This window comes from Fervidobacterium riparium (assembly GCF_025370035.1).
Taxonomy (GTDB): domain Bacteria; phylum Thermotogota; class Thermotogae; order Thermotogales; family Fervidobacteriaceae; genus Fervidobacterium; species Fervidobacterium gondwanense.
Window position 1 is genome coordinate 42,202 of sequence record NZ_CP009277.1, and the last position, 17,548, is coordinate 59,749.

Genomic DNA, 17,548 nt, shown 5'->3' on the forward strand with positions numbered 1-17,548 from the left:
GCGAAGGGGGAGTTGGAATGAACGAAAGATTTGTAAAGGCAAAAGCAAAATACGAAGATGTTGTTGCAAAATCGGTAGCAAAGGTACCTGAAAGAAAACCAACTTTTACTTCAACGTCCGGTTATGAAATCAAGAGGCTCTACACTCCAGAGGATATAGAACACATAGATTACGTGGAAGAAATCGGATTCCCCGGTGAATATCCTTACACACGCGGTGTTCAGCCAACAATGTACAGGGCAAGGCACTGGACGATGCGCCAGTATGCAGGCTTTGGAACTGCCGAAGAATCGAATAAGAGGTATAAGTACCTCCTCCAACAAGGACAGACAGGACTTTCGGTTGCATTCGATTTGCCAACTCAAATTGGATACGACTCAGATGACCCAATGGCTGAAGGTGAAGTTGGTAAAGTCGGCGTTGCAATAGACTCGCTTGAGGACATGGAGATACTGTTCGATGGTATTCCACTTGACCAAGTCAGTACTTCCATGACAATAAATAGCACGGCGATGATTCTGCTCTCAATGTACATAGCCGTCGCGGAAAAACAAGGAGTATCGCAAGACAAACTGAGCGGTACGATACAGAACGATATACTCAAAGAATACATAGCAAGGGGAACATATATTTATCCACCTGAACCATCTATGAGGCTTATAACAAACATCTTTGAATACTGCTCGAAGTACATGCCGAAGTGGAATCCGATAAGCATAAGTGGGTATCATATAAGGGAAGCCGGTTCAAGCGCAGTACAAGAAGTTGCGTTCACACTTGCTGATGCTATAGCGTACGTAGACACAGCAATAAAGGCTGGGCTTGATCCAAACGTCTTTGGAAAAAGATTGTCTTTCTTCTTTGCAGCACATAACAACTTCCTTGAAGAGATAGCAAAATTCCGTGCAGCGAGAAGACTATGGGCAAAGATAATGAAGAAAAGATTCGGTGTGACTGATCCAGAGGCATTGAAGTTGAGATTCCATACACAAACCGGCGGTTCTACACTCACAGCTCAACAACCACTTAACAATGTAATCCGCGTCACGATACAAGCACTCGCAGCCGTTTTGGGTGGCACTCAGTCGCTCCACACAAACAGCTACGACGAAGCTCTCGGACTCCCAACGGAAGAATCCGCAAGAATCGCTTTAAGAACGCAACAAATAATCGCTTACGAATCGGGTGTTGCGGACACGATCGACCCACTCGCCGGTTCTTACGTAATAGAAGCAATGACGAGCGAAATTGAAAAGAGAGCGATGGAGTATATCGAGAAGATAGATCAGATGGGTGGAATGATAAAGGCAATTGAGACTGGATACGTACAGAAAGAGATCCACGAAAGCGCTTACAAGCACCAACTTGCAGTTGAAAAAGGTGAAGAGATAATAGTTGGTGTGAACAAATTCCAAATAAACGAAGACTTGAAACAAAAAGAAGTGCTCAAGGTAGATCCAGAGCTTGAAAGAAAGCAAAAAGAACGAGTTAAGAAGCTCAAAGAGAGAAGAGACAACGAAAAAGTGAAGAAGATTCTTAACAAGATAAAAGAAGTTGCGCAGACCGATGAAAATCTCTTCCCGTACGTTCTCGAAGCTGTTAAATCGTACGCAACCGTTGGTGAGATAAGCAACGCACTGAGGGAAGTATTTGGAGAATACACAGAGACTGTAATCATCTGATAAATTGAAACACAATTGAAAAGGAGGGCGATAGATATGGAAAAAGGAACATGGGAAATCAAGAAGGGATTTGCGGAAATGTTCAAAGGTGGCGTCATTATGGACGTCACAACAGCTGAGCAGGCAAAGATCGCAGAAGAAGCAGGAGCGGTTGCCGTCATGGCACTTGAAAGAGTTCCTGCAGACATCAGAAAAGCCGGCGGCGTTGCGAGAATGGCAAGCATTGCCAAAATAAAGGAGATAATGGAAGCAGTTTCCATCCCTGTCATGGCAAAGGTAAGGATTGGACACATCGCAGAGGCACGTATCCTCGAAGCTCTCGGTGTTGACTTCATAGACGAGTCTGAAGTTCTAACGCCTGCAGATGACAAATACCACATAAACAAGCATGAATTCAAAGTCCCGTTTGTTTGCGGTGCAAGAAACCTTGGCGAGGCACTGAGAAGGATCGCAGAAGGCGCAGCGATGATAAGAACAAAAGGTGAAGCTGGTACCGGTAACGTCGTGGAAGCTGTCAAACACATGAGAACAGTGATGGCAGAGATTAGAAAAGTCCAGAACTTGCCATACGAAGAAATAGTAACGTATGCAAAAGAAATAGGCGCACCTGTAGAACTCGTGCAACAAGTGAAAGAACTCGGAAGACTACCGGTTGTGAACTTCGCAGCTGGCGGCGTCGCCACGCCTGCTGACGCTGCACTCATGATGATGCTCGGTGCAGATGGTGTTTTCGTTGGTAGCGGTATATTCAAATCAAAAGACCCAATGAAGATGGCAAAATCGATAGTTATGGCAGTCACGTACTGGAACGACCCAGAGATGCTCTTGAAGATATCAGAAGACATCGGCGAACCAATGGAAGGTTTGGAAATTGAAACGTTAGAAGTAAGGCTCCAAGAAAGAGGTTGGTAAGAAATGGTAATAGGGGTATCAGGCATACAAGGTGATTTTAGAGAACACAAATGGGCGATAGAAAAGCTCGGGGTCGAAACATACGTCGTACGAACTCCAGAAGACCTGGAGAAAGTTGATGGGCTTATCATACCAGGTGGAGAATCTACAACTATGATCCGCATAATGAAGCGCATAGGGCTTTTCGATGCACTGAAAGAAAAGATTTTGAAAGGTTTTCCAGTATACGGAACTTGTGCTGGACTTATAGTCTTGGCCAAAGAAATAGAGAATTACCCGCAAGAGTCCTTAGGGGTAATCAACATCAAAGTGAGGAGAAATGCATACGGACGGCAAGTAGACAGCTTTGACGAAATGGTAGAAATCAAAGGTTTTGACAGACCTTTCAAAGCGATATTCATCCGCGCTCCAAGGGTTGAAGAGTGGGGAAATGAAGTTGAAACATTGGCTTTCTTAGACAAGCACCCAATTATGCTCAGGCAAAAAAACGTGCTCGTCACATCGTTCCACCCAGAGCTAACAGACGACACAAGAGTACATGAATACTTCTTAAGTATGGTTAAGGAGTACAGGAAATAAGCATATTTATCGAGAATTTATAAAAAATTCACAAGGGGCGAACAATTCGCCCCTTTTTTGTTTGAAGAATACTAGATTGAACGCAATTTTGTTTTTAAAAACAATTTTGCTATAATACAGGTGGTTAGTCGCCCAAAATTTCAAGTGTTGTCTCACCATCCAGAAAAACGAATATGAACGATTTGGAGGATATTTTCGAAGATATCAATTAATTTAGATTATATTTGTCCAATTTTTCTATTTGACACATTTGTTGTGTCTGGTAGAATATTAAAGAAAAAATGGAGTATTTTTGTCTATTTTGGCACAAGAACAATAATGCAAGTCTTGCGATCTTGTTCATTTTTATATTCAATACTTTGTGAAAAAAATATCATCTATTAAAGGGAGGGATGTGCGTGAATTTTTCGGTACTCATTGTTACTTTTTTCACATGGTTGTTGTTAACGTGGTCCCTTGATGTTCAAGAGGTTATTGTTGGATTAGTGGTATCGTTTGCTATTTCCATTATTTTCAAACGCTACTACAACATCAAGTTCAACGCCAAGTTCGTACCCGGACTTTTCAAGTTTTTCTTTGTTTACATACCGGTTTTCGTTTGGGAGATGCTGAAAGCAAATTTTGACGTCGCTTCAAGAGTGTTGGACAGTAAAGTACGTGTTAAACCGGGGTTTGTTAGAGTTAAGACATCTTTGAAGGGTGATATTGCCAAATTGACGCTCGCCAATTCGATAACCCTAACACCAGGAACGATTGCTGTTGACATGAAAGATGACGAGCTTTACGTACACTGGATAGAAGTTGGAGGTACCGATGAGAACTCAAAACGCACGTTTTATGGTAGACTTGAAAGGTTCTTGAAGGGGGTGTACGAATGAGTGGCTCTCTTTTAATCGATTTAATTGTCTTTGGATTCACTGGACTCGGTATTTTCTTAACGCTCATCAGGTTCTTGCTCGGTCCAACGAGTTTCGAAAGATTGGTCGCTGTGGATATGATGAACGTCATGTTCATAGGCGTTCTAGTTATGATTGCGTACATATTCAAGAACAATATGTACATGGATATTGCTTTGCTATACGGTTTACTCACTTTTATCGAGACTTTAGTCTTTGCTCGCTATCTTGAAAATCGGGCAGCAAAGACTGCGGACGGTGATAAGAGATGACTGAGATAATAAGAGAAATCGTAGGCTATACGCTCACCGCGCTTGGTGCGTTTTTCTATTTCCTTGCAGGTTTAGGTTTGATTAGAATGCCGGATGTTTATACAAAGCTCCAAGCTTCAACAAAGGCAACGACTCTCGGAACCTTTTCTATCGCGCTTGGGATAGGTATTCTCAATCCAGAATTCTTCGGAAAGTCGATTATATTAATCGCCTTCGTAGCCCTAACAAACCCTGTTGCATCATCTGTAATGATTCGAGCAGCTTACAAAAACAACGCACCCGCATGCAAAGAGACTTGTATTGATGAAATAGCAGAACTAAAAAACAATGCGGTAGAAAAAGCTGTTACGGGTGGTGAGGGCAATGAGTAATTTGAAAGAGTTTTTAACAAGTTTAGAGCTCATCGATTATGTATCTTATTTGGTCGGCGGATTGATGGTAGTCTTTGGAATCTTTGCCGTTGAAGCAAAAAAGATATTCGATTCATTGCTTGCACTTTCTGCTTTAAGCATGTTGTCAGTATTGATATTTGTCGTATTGAAAGCACCAGATGTAGCAATCACGGAAGCGGCAGTTGGTTCAGGACTTGCAAGTGCTGTGATGATTTTTGCACTATTTAGAATTAGCAATCCGGAAAATAAACGAGGCAATAAGAACAAGGCAGGTGAGGAAGAATGAGGCGCATATGGGCAATCCTGCTTTCAGCTGTATTTTTATACTTCTTCTTCACAGTCTATGCTCCAACTCTTCCTGAGTTTGGCATGTTTGACATGTATAGGAGAGTTTCGTTTGATTATATAAGCAAATCAACGACAAAAGAGTACTCACCTGTGGAATTTAAGAAGTCATCCAACCTTGAAGAAGGCAGTGCAAATGTTGTCACTTCAATTGTTGTGAACTACCGTTCTTTCGACACGCTTGGAGAAGTCACTGTACTATTCACAGCAGCACTTGGTGTCGGTTTGCTCGCATCCTACAAGAAAAGAAGAATAGAGTTCGAAAACCACAACGTTCTTTCAACCGCAACAGGTATAGTGTTACCGATAATTTTACTCTTCGGGGCTTACATCTTTATACACGGGCACCTCACACCCGGTGGTGGATTTCCAGGCGGTACGATAATTGGGCTTGGAGTTCTGTTGTTAATTCTTGGAAGAACGGACTTCAAAGTATCCGAAGTGGCTAAGTACACAGAAGGTGTAGCAGGTGCCGGGTACGTTCTCGTTGGATTGGTAGGAATAGCTTTGGCAGGAACGTTTTTGGCAAATTTCCTCCCAACAGGTACGGTAGGATACTTGTTCAGCGCAGGCGTTGTGCCGATAGTCTATACTCTGATAGGCTTCAAGGTTGGAGCAGAGCTTTCGAATATAATTTCAGAAATGAGGGAGGGATAAGATATGCTTTACTACATCTCGTTTGTCCTCTTTGGCATAGGTCTTTATGGAATCATCTCCCAAAAGAACCTTTTTAAACAGCTTGTATCTTTGACAATAATTGATACCGCTGTCAATATTTTCATTGTCTCGCTCGGCTATCTCAAAGGTGCGGAGGCTCCTATCTACTCTGTGATAACTCCTGTCGCAAATTTCGTTGATCCTCTCCCGCAAGCGCTCGTCCTTACAGCAATAGTTATCGGCGTTGGAACTTTAGCTCTTGGTGCAATGCTTTTAGTACACATCAACGAAGAATACGGCTCTGTTGACCCAGATGAAATTCGCGCAGCAAAGGAAGTGATAGAATGATTACTTTGCTAATTGCTGTCCCTCTTGCCCTCGCTTTTGCTACGGTAGCCTTTCCAAAGGCAAGCAAGTACATCTTACCAATCGCCCTTATATTTAATCTAGTTTTGCTTTTCGGATTCTTGAAGCCAGGCACGTTGGTTCAAGTTGGTAATTGGCCCGCTGCTTATGGTATAGCACTTTTGCTTGATAATGTGAATTATCCATTCCTTTTATTCGTGAATATCCTTTTGCTTGCAATATCACTCACCGCAGATTTTAAAGAAAAGCATGGGATTTTGCTCCTTGTGCTTACAGCATCGTTAAATGGGCTGTTGCTCACAGGTGATTTCTTTAACTCATTTGTGTTCCTTGAAATCATATCCGCAATAGCTTACATACTTGCAGCTGAAAAGAAAAACTCTTATGCAGCGTTCAAGTACCTCATTTTCGGTGCTGTTGCAGGAACCCTTTATTTGATAGGTGCAGTAACAGTGTACGTCTATGCAGGTACTTTGAATATGGGATATGCAAGTTTCATCGTTGCACCACAGTATATGGAAATTGCCGGCATTTTCATGCTCTTGGCTCTATTGATAGAGTTGAAAGTCCTTCCTCTTGGACTTTGGGCACCCGATGTGTATTCAAATGGTTCTTCTCTAACACCTGTTGTGCTCGGAACGGCTGTCACCGCTTCGATTTTCTACCTTTTCGCGAGGATTTTCTTTACAATAACACTTCCTGTCAGATTTGAATTGGTCTTCATCCTTTCAACGATTTCAATCATCGTAGCTCAGTTGGCTGCCTTAAAACAGAAAAATCTTGGAAGAGCACTTGCTTACATGGCAATAGCTGGTGCAAGCACGGTAGTGGCAGCACTGTCTGCCGCAGTTCATGGAGAGGATACACTACTTTCAGCTGCTTTCTTTTATCTCTTTGCCGATGTTGTATCAGTATTCGTGCTCTTCTCAATTTTCGCTTACTTGTCACACAAGGGCTTTAAAGGAAACACCACAGTAGGTTTGGCATTTACAATCGCTTCACTTTCGATAATAGGATTACCTCTCACAGCTGGATTCTGGGCGAAAATCAACCTACTTCAATCACTCTTTGAGATGAATAATTTAATTCTTCCTGCTGTATTATTAATTTCAACAGTCATAGAGGCTGGTTATCTCATCAAGTGGAACGTCGAGCTGTGGTACAAAGACCAAGAAGAACAAGAAGATGAAAGCTACATACCATTTGGTACGCAGCTTGTTGTGCTACTCTTAGCTCTTGTACTTATCATCGTAGGTTTCATGCCACAGCTAATCACAGACAAGACTCACAGCATAGCTACGTCGTTAACAGATTTCAGAACCTACTTCGATACTCTCCTGAAAGGAGGTATGTGACAATGCAAAATCTGATACTATACTTGGCTGTCGGAGCACTCGGAAGTTACTTACTTTCCAAAATAGCTAAGCAGATAGGGCCTGTTATATTGTTCGCTCTCTCGATATTCGCTTTGTACATCCTTTGGGGTATGCCAACAGGAACGGTTGAAGGACTATTTGGCCTTGAAGGTATGTTGAAATACACCGCTTTGGCAAAATACTTCTCAATAGTGTCGCTTATAGTATTTGCATCTTTCGGTTTCTTCAATATCTCGTGGATCAGCAAGACAAAAAATCCGAGTGCATTTAACGCTCTTTCGATACTCACATTACTTGGCACACTCGGTGTTTTCTTCTCTTCTAATTTACTCGCATTATACATATTCTGGGAAATCGCCGTTCTTGGTTCGTTGTTCATAGTGCCGATGGGAAAAGAGGAATCTCGTAAGGCAACTATATGGTATATCGTGATAAGCTCGATAGGTACATACATGTTCCTTTACGGAGTGTTCATGCTGTATGCAAAATATTCAACTTTTGACATATTTGAAATCGCTCAGTACTTGCCAAACGAATCACTTGGATTCAGATGGACAGTAGTACTTCTGATGCTTGGTGCTGGTATTGCAAAGAGCGGTATATTCCCGCTCCATACATGGCTGAGGAACGTGCACGGAAACGCACCCGATACGTTCAGTGCAGTACTTTCCGGTCAGCTTGTGAAGATGGGGTCTTACTTGCTCGCTCTGGTTTTAAGCGTATTTCCAATCGCTAATATGTTCTCTGAATTTTACAATGGGATAAATATTCTCTCTTACTTGTTGGTCTGGCTTGGTAATATATCGATCCTCATAGGAACGCTTATGGCCATAAAGCAGAACGATATGAAGATGCTCATAGCGTACTCGACAGTGGCAAACGGTGGTTACATACTTATAGGTCTTGCCACGCTCCATCAAGTCGGATACGCAGGTGGACTCTTCCACGTTGTAAACCACGCCCTTGCCGCAACTATGATATTCCTTTCATTTGCGGCGGTTACATATAGAACAGGTACAACCAAGATCGACGAACTCGGTGGATTAATCCACAGGATGCCGGTCACGTTCGTTACATATTTGGTGGGAATCATCTCGCTTGCAGGTATTCCACCAACAAGCGGATTCATATCAAAATGGATGATATTCCAAAGCTTAGTGTCAAAGGGTATGTTCGTAACAGAACTTTTCGTATTCGTTGGTAGCATCGGTTCGTTCTTGTACGTTTTTAGGCCTCTTGCAGGCGTATTCCTCGGGCAATTGAAGAGTAAACACAAAGATGTTAAAGAAGTGCCAGTAATTATGCAAATTCCTATGATCATCCTCACAGCTTTAACCGTGCTCTGGGGTATATTCCCGCAACAAGTTTTGACATGGATAACCGATGTACAGAAGGAATTTGGCATGAAGCCTTTTGAATTCGAAGGCACGGTCTTAAAGACAAGTTTGGGATACTGGGACACATGGGTAGTCTTCGTGATGTTTGCAGTCGGTTTCATAATCGCAGCAATAATCTACATACTCATGCCAAAAGGCAAGAGGATACCGCTTGAAGATCAGTATACATCTGGTGAGTTCTTGCACAACTATGATCTGTACCATTATGCTGGTAAATTCTATGCCTTCCTCGAAAGAGAATACGAAGGTCATCCTTCATTCGAAGATTGGTACCTGTCTATAGTTAACGTGCTTAAGGCTATCGGAAAAGGTGTCGACTATCTTGCAAGACGCACAGCCTCGGCGTACCTTTTCTGGACTGCTTTGGTTGTTCTGTTGATAATGTGGTGGAGGTGGTAAGACATGGCTATGACGATAGCAAGAGTTGCAGGAGTATTGTTTACAGCCTTCTTCTTTGGCCTGACATTTGAGGGGCTTGGAAGAAAAATTACAGCGCGTATACAAAGAAGATACGGACCACCTTGGTATCAGAACTTTATAGACGTCTTCAAAACTTTGACAAAGCACGGATGGACTCATGGCTGGATATTTGACTTCGGCGTGCTTATGGCTCTCGGTGGAGTCATTGCAACGCTCTCATTTGTTCCACTTGGAAACTTAGTTGCGTTCCCTGGATTGGATAATTTCTTCGTCATAGCTTACTTATTCACAGTCGGTGCACTCGGTATGGCGATGGGAATGGTTGGTACTGGCAACCCGTGGGCGTCCATAGGTGTGGCAAGAGCGCTAACACTCATGCTCGGTTACGAAGTGCCATATCTTATAGTTATCACAACACTTATGTACTTCTACAAAACTGGAAACATATCAAACATCGTAGCAGCTCAGAATGGTACATGGAATCTCTTCAAATTCCCGATAGGTGCACTTGTGGCGTTCATATCGCTCCAAGGTATGCTCGGCAAAGAACCGTTCGAAGCACCGATAGCACCAGCTGAAATCGCATCCGGTCCTATGGTTGAGCTCTCAGCAAAATACATGGGATTGCTGATGCTCATGAATACATTCATGGAATTCGTCGAGATAAGCTTGTTCGTAGACTTCTTCCTTGGCGGCGGAAATTACATAGAATTCTTGCTCAAATATTTCGTAGTCTGGGCTCTTGCAGTAATGATTTCAACGGTGCTCCCAAGATTTAGGATAGAACAAGCCGTTGCGTTTTACTGGACTGTACCAATCCTGCTTGCATTCTTGCAGGTTTTCTTAGTAGTCAATGGCTGGGTGTTTTGATAATTACTGAGTAGATGTGTGCGGAGGTGAAATTGATGGCTCAGATAGATGAAAGAAGCGTGTGGGAAAAGATAGCAGACCAACTCAGAAGCAGATCCATGTGGATGCTCCATTATTGTACTGGTTGTGGTGCTGTAGAGTTGCCACCTTCCATGACCTCAAGGTTCGACATGGAAAGACTTGGCATGGGACCTATGGCAACGCCAAGACAAGCGGATATATTCTTGATAACAGGATATCTCAGCGCAAAAACACTTAGAAGGGTAATTTACACATACGAAAAGATGGCAGATCCAAAGTACGTAATCGGATTTGGCTCGTGTACTATCAACGGCGGTATATATTATGATTCTTATTCAACGATAAACAGGTTAGACTACTACCTTCCTGTCGATTTGTACATCGCAGGTTGTATGCCAAGACCGGAAGCCATTTTGAACGCATTTAACACACTTATGGAAATGATTAGAAAAGGCGAAGCGAACGGCTGGAAGAAGTACAAGGAAAATTACGAGTGGTACAAACAGAATCAACTGCGCAGTCTCGGTGAGGTGATCGTCCATGACCAATTCCACGAATAATGTGGCTAATGTTTCTGAAGTAATCGAAAAAGCAAAGAGTCTTTTCAATATCGAAGTAGAGCAGATAGATGCAAAGCAGTACAAATTTGTAGCAGCAAACGACAAAACGATACCTCTTTTGGCTCACTTAAAGGAAGCAGGATATTCGCATCTATCAATACTAACTTGCGTTGACTGGATAGAAGAAAAGAAATTCGAGCTTGTGTATATTTTATTCAACTGGTCGAATGGGGTAACTTTCCTCGTCTCAACGTTCGTTGATAGGGACAAGCCGATATTCTACACAGTCAAAGATATGTGGCCTGTAGCTGAGTACTATGAACGAGACGTGCACGAGTTCTTTGGTGTTGAGTTCGAAGGAAATGAAAGGTGCAAGTTGCCGATGATTTTAGAAGTTTGGAACGACTTACCGCCTCTCAGAAAGGATTTTGATCCATTGAAGTATTCGAAAGAACACTACCCAGACAGAATGTACGAAAAAGACGTTATTCACGAAGCAAAGATAATAAGGGAAGATATAAGAGGTGATATAAATGGGTGAAGTGAAATTATTCTTCGGTCCAAATCACCCTGGTATGCACGGTAATTTTAGCGTGCATATGTACGTTGAAGGTGACATAGTTGTAAAGGCAAGACCACTTCCAGGATTTTTGCACAGAGGTTTTGAAAAACTCATGGAAAGAAGGCTTTGGTATCAGAACCTTGCACTTATTCCAAGGATATGCGTTCCAGAGCCTGACATCAACGAAGCATGTTATGCAATGGCTATTGAGAAGATAGCAAAAGTAGAAGTACCAGAAAGGGCTCAATGGATAAGGATGTTGGTGCTTGAACTTGCAAGGATAGCAAACCATCTGTGGTCATTCGGTGGTATCGGTGGACCAACTGGCATGTACACGAGCATGTTCTGGTCTGTCAGCGACAGAGATAGAGTTCTCGATATATTTGAGGAACTTTCTGGCGCAAGGATTTACCACATGTATATAATCCCTGGCGGTGTGAGAAAAGACCTCCCACCGAGACTTGAAGAGAAGATACATCAATTGATGGATTATCTCGAAGAAAGAATGCCGGAATATGAGACGTTTATACTAAAGAACAGAATACTCCACACACGTCTAAGAGGAATAGCCAAAATTGATACGGAAACGTGTTTGAAGCTCGGTGTTACCGGTATCGGACTGCGCGCAACCGGTGTGCCGTATGATATACGAAAAATCGACCCGTACCTGTTCTACGACAAAGTGGAATTCGAAGTGCCAACGGCAACTGAAGGAGATGCGTTGGCAAGAATCAGCCTGAAACCAAAAGAAATTAGGCAGAGTATAAGAATTATCAGGCAAGTGCTTGAGAAAATGCCATCAGGACCTGTGAATACGAAGATATCTGATGGTAGTGGTTTGAGAATAAGAGTTCCAAAAGGCATGGCATACGCAAGGGTCGAATCAACACGCGGTGAATACGGCTACTTGGTTGTTTCAAATGGCGGAGAAACGCCTTACCGCGTAGCTGTTAGGGGAGCATCTTATCCTCAAGGACTGTACGGTGTTGAGCACCTATTGCCCGGTACGCGAATAGATGACGTTCCAATCTGGCTTGACACTATGGGTGTTTGCGCACCTGAAATCGATCGATAATCGGGAGGTGCTGATGATGGAAATCAAAGATAAAGGACCTCAGAAGAGCTTCTTCGCTCCACTGCTTGGTTGGAAGAACCTGTTTGAAAAGCCAGTTACAATTAAAGTGCCAAAGGTGTATAGAGAAGCAGCACCAAGGTACAGGGGTTTTCACATAAATGACTGGGAGAAATGTATCGGTTGTGGCACTTGTGCGAAGATATGTCCAACGGATGCAATAACGATGGTCGAAGTACCAGATATGAAAGAAGAATACGGAATGAAACCTCAGAGGCCATCTATAGACTATGGAAGATGTAGCTTCTGTGCGATGTGTGTCGATATATGTACAACTGGCTCGTTGCAGATGACAAGAGAATATATCTTCGTCTCTCCAAATCCAGAGGATTTCTATTATGCACCAACCGAGAAGGGTATATTGAAGAAAGAGCCTGAGGAAATAAAGGTTGGCTGGACAAGGGATGAAAATAGCGAATTGCTTGATCTTGACAGAATCGTTCCAGAGCATATGCCAGCTGAAGAGAGATCTAACTCCTTTGTAGAATTTGTAAAGGCATACAGTAAAGAACAAGCAATTGCTGAGGCTGCAAGATGTGTCGAGTGTGCGATATGTGTGGACAGGTGTCCCGAGCACATGCAGATACCGCAGTACATCAAAGCCATCTGGAAAGACGATTTGCAGGATGCACTGAAATGGCTCCTCAAAGGCGTTGAAGACCAGAAGAACTTTGGTGCAAACCCGTTCTCAGGAGTATGTGGAAGAGTTTGTACGCACAGATGTGAGGAAGTATGTTCTATCGGACACAGAGGTGAAGCAATAGCAATAAGGTGGCTGAAAAGGTACATAACAGACAACGTTCCTGCAGAAAAATGGCACGAGATTGTCAAATTTGATTCACCAAAGCAGAACAAGAAGGTAGCGATCGTTGGTAGCGGTCCTGCCGGCCTTTCGGCTGCGTACTTCCTATCATCGATGGGTTATGAGGTTGATGTTTACGAAGCGATGAACAGGCCAGGCGGCGTGATGAGATACGGAATACCAAGATACAGATTACCAGATGAAGCGCTCGATAAAGATATCGCATTTATAGAATCACTGGGTGTAAGAATACTGACAGGTGTAGCTGTTGGAAAGGACATAACATTTGAAGAGCTCAAAAACAGATACGATGCGATATTTATATCGACTGGTTTGACGCTTGGCAGATCGACAAAAATTCCAGGTTCCGACCATCCAAATGTCGTCCAAGCTCTGCCTCTTTTAAGAGAAATAAGGGACTATTTGAGAGGCGAAGGATCCGAGCCAAAGATAGCCAAGCGTGTTGTGGTCATTGGTGGTGGTAATGTCGCGATGGACATTGCAAGGAGTATGGCAAGACTCCAGAAGATGAAATTTGGAGAAGTTCATGTCACGGTCACGTGTCTTGAGAGAACACACGAAGAAATGCCAGCCGATATGGAAGAAATAGAAGAAGCAATTGAAGAAGGTGTCAAAATCTGCCCAGGCTGGGGTCCAAGAAAGGTTATCTTCGATGACAAAGACAACATCAAAGGAATTGAATGTGTGAAGTGTACAGAAGTGTTTGACGAGAACAAAAGGTTTAACCCGAAATTCGACGAATCCCAATTGCAATACTACGATGGCGACATGATAATCGAAGCGATCGGTCAGGCACCAGATTATTCGTACTTGCCAGAAGAATGGAAGCAGAAGATACAGTTCGTCGGTCCAAGAATTTTGACAAACAATTTAAGACAAACTGCTATTCCATGGCTATTCGCAGGTGGTGACATCGTAAACGGTCCTGATATAATCCACGGTGTTGCTGACGGATACTGGGCTGCACGCGGTATTGACCAGTACCTAAGAGAACAAAAATAACAAGGCACGTAAATATGAAAGGGGGGGCAGTATGTACGACATATTGAAACTCGCAGAGCAGTTTGAAATAGAGGGCTATAAATTCTACACCGCAAAAAAAGAAGAAGTGAAAAGCAAACATGTCTCAGACATCTTTGACTACCTTGCGCAGATGGAAAAAGAGCATACGGAATTCATAAGAAGACTTGTAAAGACACTTGAAGAAGGCAGGGAAGTCGAGGCAATCGAGATGCAAGACTCAAGCTATTTCAAATCAAGATACGAAGGTCAAAAGATTCAAGAAACATCACAAGAAGACGATATTGCAGATTTGGCTGTTCTCAGGATGGCTTACCTTATAGAAAAAGATTTCATGGAATTCTATAAGAAAGCTGCTGATAATGAGAAAAATGAAAGTGTCAGGAAGGTGTTGGTGCTCTTGCAAGATTGGGAAGAAGGTCATAAGAGAATTATAGAAGAGCAGATGAAGGCGATAATTGAAAGGAACAATCTTGAATTGGGATTTTATCCATTTTAGTTTAAAACTCAAAATTGATTTGTTGGGCCGAGCAAAGTTGCTCGGTCCTTTTTATTTTTCTGAAATATATAACTTCCATGCAAATTCCAACATCTAAGACGTGTCTGAAACACACCTATTTTTACAGTTACTGACAACAAATGTAACTTGTCGTTTATCATTTCACAAAGTGCAATGAAAAAATACAATAGTCATTTATTCATGACTATTCGTGAACTCCCCTTCAAAACGAATGAATTTATGCTAAAAATACAAATAACTCATATATACGTCAAAAAACGTCTAAAACTACTTATAGATGTCAAAATACAGACTTTCAAAAACCTTCCACGTTTGGTATATAATGTAAAAAAATATTCAGTAAGTTTAACAAAGGTAACACAGCACTATATTTTGCAAATGTTGTTTTTCACTCATTAAGTTTTTAGGATTGCTAAATCTTTCAACTCTTTCAAAGGGAGGGGTAGTTGTGAGGAAAGTTCTGCTGTTTGTATTGCTCATCTTAACGGTTTTCACGTTCTCAGCCATCAGGATAGGTGTTTTTGAACCACTAACAGGTGCTTTTGCTGCCGGAGGTCAGCTCACGCTCAAAGGTATTAGACTCGCCAACGAGATGTTCCCAACCGTACTCAACCAAAAGGTAGAGCTGATAGTCTTAGACAACAAGACCGACAAAGTGGAAGCAGCAAACGCTGTGACAAGGCTCATCCAAGTCTACAACGTCAGTGCGATTATCGGAAGTTACGGAAGTTCATTAGCAATCCCAGGAAGCGAAGTTGCAAACAAGATGAAAGTTCCTATGATGGGTTGTTCACCAACGAACCCACTCGTGACAAAAGATAAGGAATATGCATTCCGAGTTTGTTTCATTGACCCATTCCAAGGTACTGTGATGGCAAAATTCGCTGTTGAAACTCTCAAAGCAAAGACTGCTTACATCCTCCAAGACATCTCATCTGACTACTCTGTCGGACTTGCTCACTACTTCAGAAATGCATTCATACAATTTACTGGAAATTCAAAGTCGATACTTGGAGTAGCTTCTTACCAAGGTGGAGACCAGGACTTCACAGCTCAGCTCACGTTAGCAAAAGCTAAGAATCCAGATGTTCTATTCATACCAGCTGGTTCTTACGGAGATGCCGCACTTATAATGAAACAAGCAAGAGAAATGGGTATCAAGGCAACTTTCTTAGGTGGAGATACTTGGGAAGTTCCTGAAATCATCGAAGTTGGCGGAGACGCTGTCGAAGGCGCATATTTCAGCACGCACTTTGACGAAAAGGCTATGACAACAGAGATGACAAAGAAATTCGTTGAAGCTTACAGGAAGAAATACAACGAAGAACCAAGTGCGTTCGCAGCTCTTGGTTTTGATGCTTACCTCGTTATTCTTGACGCAATAACAAGAGCAAAATCAGCAAAACCAGAAGATATTAAGAACGCATTAGCACAGACAAAGAACTTCCAAGGTGCAACTGGCTCTATAACGTTTGACGAAAACGGAGACGCAGTTAAAGACGCAATAGTTAAGAAGATAGAAAACGGTAAGTTCAAGTTGGTAAGTATTGTAAAACCATAATAATGCTATTTAAATCCCATACTGTATAAGAGGTGATTGGCATGAGAAAATATCTGCTTTTTATCATTATGATTTTGAGTTTATCTATAGCCTTTGCAGCAAATGAAATTGTGATAGGGGTAACGCAACCGCTAACTGGGAACTACGCAATGGGTGGACAGCTTGGCATGAGGGGCATCGAGATGGCGTACGAAGAAGTCCCAACTGTTCTTGGAAGGCCTATAAAACTTGTCACGCTTGATAATAAGAGTGACAAAATCGAAGCTGCTAACGTTGTTACGAGGCTCATTGAACAGTTCAAAGTTTCAGCAATTCTTGGTACCTATTCAAGTGCACTCGGTATTCCCGGTGCAGAGATAGCCAACAAGAACAAAGTCGTTTACATCGCTCCATCGAACACAAACCCACTTGTCACAAAGGACAAACCATTTGCATTCAGAGTCTGCTTTATTGACCCGTTCCAAGGCACAGTTATGGCGAAATTCGCTGTTCAAAACCTTAAGGCAAAGACCGCTGCGGTTATATACGACGTTTCAAACGACTATTCAGTCGGCCTTGCATATTACTTCCGCGATGCTTTCGTAAAGCTTACAGGCGATTCGAAAGCGGTCAAAGTCTACATAGCTTACCAAGGTGGAGACCAAGATTTCACAGCTCAACTTACAGCAATTAAGAAGGCCAATCCGGACGTTATCTTCGTTCCAGCCGGTATCGTTGGTGATGCTGCACTTATAGCGAAACAAGCACGCGAGCTTGGACTAAAGCAGCCATTACTCGGTGGAGACACGTGGGACTTACCACAATTGATAGAAATCGGTGGAAGTGCCGTTGAAGGTGCATACTACAGCACAATGTTCGATGCAAAGGCTGCACTATCTGACAAGACGAAACCATTTGTTGAAAAGTACAGAAAGAAATACAACGAAGACCCAGGCTACTTACCAGCACTTGCTTATGACGCTTACATGGTATTAATCGACGCAATAAAGAGGGCGGGTAGCGATGATCCAGAAAAGATTAGAAGAGCATTGTTAACGACAGACTTTGTTGGTGTCTCTGGAAGAATAAGATTTGACCAAAACAGGGACGCAATTAAAGACGCAGTCATCAAAACGATAAAGAACGGAAAGTTCGAATTCGTTACGGTAATAAAGGGCGATTGATTAGCCCACATTTTAAAGATGG

19 protein-coding genes are annotated in these 17,548 nt (G+C 42.5%); all 19 read left to right on the forward strand.

All coding sequences use genetic code 11. The features are described from left to right. The first annotated feature begins 17 nt into the window (after positions 1-17). The gene (locus IB67_RS00205) at positions 18-1,682 is read left to right on the forward strand and encodes an acyl-CoA mutase large subunit family protein (protein ID WP_072757492.1); all 1,665 of its coding nucleotides are present in this window, start codon (positions 18-20) and stop codon (positions 1,680-1,682) included. Between the two features lie 36 nt (positions 1,683-1,718). Then, positions 1,719-2,594, forward strand: coding sequence for a pyridoxal 5'-phosphate synthase lyase subunit PdxS (gene pdxS, locus IB67_RS00210; protein ID WP_072757494.1), 876 nt, complete (start codon positions 1,719-1,721; stop codon positions 2,592-2,594). Positions 2,595-2,597: 3 nt separating this feature from the next. Beyond that, positions 2,598-3,173 carry a pyridoxal 5'-phosphate synthase glutaminase subunit PdxT gene (gene pdxT, locus IB67_RS00215; RefSeq protein WP_072757496.1) on the forward strand — a complete coding sequence of 192 codons (576 nt, stop codon included), beginning with the start codon at positions 2,598-2,600 and terminating at the stop codon, positions 3,171-3,173. 392 nt (positions 3,174-3,565) lie between these two features. After that, entirely contained in the window at positions 3,566-4,051 is a 486-nt protein-coding gene (locus IB67_RS00220; protein WP_072757498.1) for a Na+/H+ antiporter subunit E, read from the forward strand. Then, positions 4,048-4,341, forward strand: coding sequence for a monovalent cation/H+ antiporter complex subunit F (locus tag IB67_RS00225; RefSeq protein WP_072757500.1), 294 nt, complete (start codon positions 4,048-4,050; stop codon positions 4,339-4,341). Before IB67_RS00220 ends, IB67_RS00225 begins: the two co-directional genes overlap by 4 nt. After that, on the forward strand, positions 4,338-4,712 hold the full coding sequence (mnhG, locus tag IB67_RS00230) for a monovalent cation/H(+) antiporter subunit G (RefSeq protein ID WP_072757502.1): 375 nt from the start codon (positions 4,338-4,340) through the stop codon (positions 4,710-4,712). Before IB67_RS00225 ends, mnhG begins: the two co-directional genes overlap by 4 nt. Continuing rightward, a complete protein-coding gene (locus tag IB67_RS00235; RefSeq protein ID WP_084634292.1) occupies positions 4,705-5,019 on the forward strand; it encodes a Na(+)/H(+) antiporter subunit B in 315 nt (104 codons plus the stop codon). Before mnhG ends, IB67_RS00235 begins: the two co-directional genes overlap by 8 nt. Further along, positions 5,016-5,735, forward strand: a complete 720-nt coding sequence (mbhE, locus tag IB67_RS00240; protein ID WP_072757503.1) for a hydrogen gas-evolving membrane-bound hydrogenase subunit E — start codon at positions 5,016-5,018, stop codon at positions 5,733-5,735. Before IB67_RS00235 ends, mbhE begins: the two co-directional genes overlap by 4 nt. Before the next feature lie 3 nt (positions 5,736-5,738). Then, on the forward strand, positions 5,739-6,083 hold the full coding sequence (locus IB67_RS00245; protein ID WP_072757505.1) for a sodium:proton antiporter: 345 nt from the start codon (positions 5,739-5,741) through the stop codon (positions 6,081-6,083). After that, on the forward strand, positions 6,080-7,456 hold the full coding sequence (locus IB67_RS00250) for a complex I subunit 5 family protein (RefSeq protein WP_072757507.1): 1,377 nt from the start codon (positions 6,080-6,082) through the stop codon (positions 7,454-7,456). The genes IB67_RS00245 and IB67_RS00250 overlap by 4 nt, the downstream gene beginning before the upstream one ends. A gap of 2 nt (positions 7,457-7,458) precedes the next feature. After that, positions 7,459-9,273, forward strand: a complete 1,815-nt coding sequence (locus tag IB67_RS00255) for a proton-conducting transporter transmembrane domain-containing protein (protein WP_072757509.1) — start codon at positions 7,459-7,461, stop codon at positions 9,271-9,273. A gap of 3 nt (positions 9,274-9,276) precedes the next feature. Next, entirely contained in the window at positions 9,277-10,164 is an 888-nt protein-coding gene (locus tag IB67_RS00260) for a respiratory chain complex I subunit 1 family protein (RefSeq protein WP_072757511.1), read from the forward strand. Between the two features lie 44 nt (positions 10,165-10,208). Next, complete coding sequence (locus IB67_RS00265; RefSeq protein WP_072757883.1) at positions 10,209-10,745, forward strand: NuoB/complex I 20 kDa subunit family protein; 537 nt, start codon at positions 10,209-10,211, stop codon at positions 10,743-10,745. Further along, positions 10,726-11,286 (forward strand): NADH-quinone oxidoreductase subunit C, encoded by a 561-nt coding sequence (locus IB67_RS00270; RefSeq protein ID WP_339745176.1) that lies wholly within the window; start codon positions 10,726-10,728, stop codon positions 11,284-11,286. The genes IB67_RS00265 and IB67_RS00270 overlap by 20 nt, the downstream gene beginning before the upstream one ends. Continuing rightward, complete coding sequence (locus IB67_RS00275) at positions 11,279-12,382, forward strand: NADH-quinone oxidoreductase subunit D (protein ID WP_339745173.1); 1,104 nt, start codon at positions 11,279-11,281, stop codon at positions 12,380-12,382. The genes IB67_RS00270 and IB67_RS00275 overlap by 8 nt, the downstream gene beginning before the upstream one ends. A gap of 16 nt (positions 12,383-12,398) precedes the next feature. After that, positions 12,399-14,264, forward strand: coding sequence for an FAD-dependent oxidoreductase (locus IB67_RS00280; protein ID WP_339745170.1), 1,866 nt, complete (start codon positions 12,399-12,401; stop codon positions 14,262-14,264). Between the two features lie 31 nt (positions 14,265-14,295). After that, a complete protein-coding gene (locus IB67_RS00285) occupies positions 14,296-14,781 on the forward strand; it encodes a ferritin-like domain-containing protein (protein WP_072757517.1) in 486 nt (161 codons plus the stop codon). Positions 14,782-15,250: 469 nt separating this feature from the next. Further along, entirely contained in the window at positions 15,251-16,363 is a 1,113-nt protein-coding gene (locus tag IB67_RS00290) for an ABC transporter substrate-binding protein (protein WP_072757519.1), read from the forward strand. A 41-nt stretch (positions 16,364-16,404) separates the two neighbouring features. Next, the gene (locus IB67_RS00295; RefSeq protein ID WP_072757521.1) at positions 16,405-17,526 is read left to right on the forward strand and encodes an ABC transporter substrate-binding protein; all 1,122 of its coding nucleotides are present in this window, start codon (positions 16,405-16,407) and stop codon (positions 17,524-17,526) included. Positions 17,527-17,548 lie beyond the last annotated feature (22 nt).